The sequence below is a fragment of the Bacillus sp. mrc49 genome, from assembly GCF_002803435.1.
The window spans coordinates 1-433 of record NZ_PHNG01000289.1 but is presented as its reverse complement, the minus strand read 5'-3'; the positions used below and the strand labels follow the sequence as shown (position 1 = coordinate 433).

1 protein-coding gene is annotated in these 433 nt (G+C 46.9%); it reads right to left on the bottom strand.

Annotated features, from left to right (window positions below; all coding sequences use genetic code 11):
- Positions 1 to 84: 84 nt before the first annotated feature.
- On the bottom strand, positions 85 to 433 hold a 349-nt coding region (locus CVN76_RS01995; RefSeq protein WP_232732062.1), incomplete at its 5' end, for a LysR substrate-binding domain-containing protein.

Below are 433 nucleotides of genomic sequence, written 5' to 3'. Positions count from 1 at the left end.
GAGCTGCATTACAGGGTGAAGCGGAAGGAATAATGAAATCCGAGACGAAGACCGCCGAATCGGCGGTCTTTTGCTTGCAATAATTCATTGGTCTTCCCTGTCTGCCAGTTTCGTTTTAATGAACTCAATCCACGTTCGGGTAGCGAAGGAGATGTAGTCCCCCTTTTTCCAGGCAATTCCCACTTGCCAGTTAATAGCGGGGGTTAGGGGAATCGTAATCATCTCCTTATTACTAATATCCATCTCTTCCAAGTCACCTTTGGGGAGGACCGTTATGCCTTGATTGAAGGAAACCATTTCCATGATGAACTTCCACTGCGAGGTTTCACAAATGATATTCGGTTCAAAGCCATTCAGACTGCAGGCCTGCATGATCAACTCATGAACCTCATAGCCTTCGCGAAAGATGATGAAGCAGATCGGAAGAGCGTCG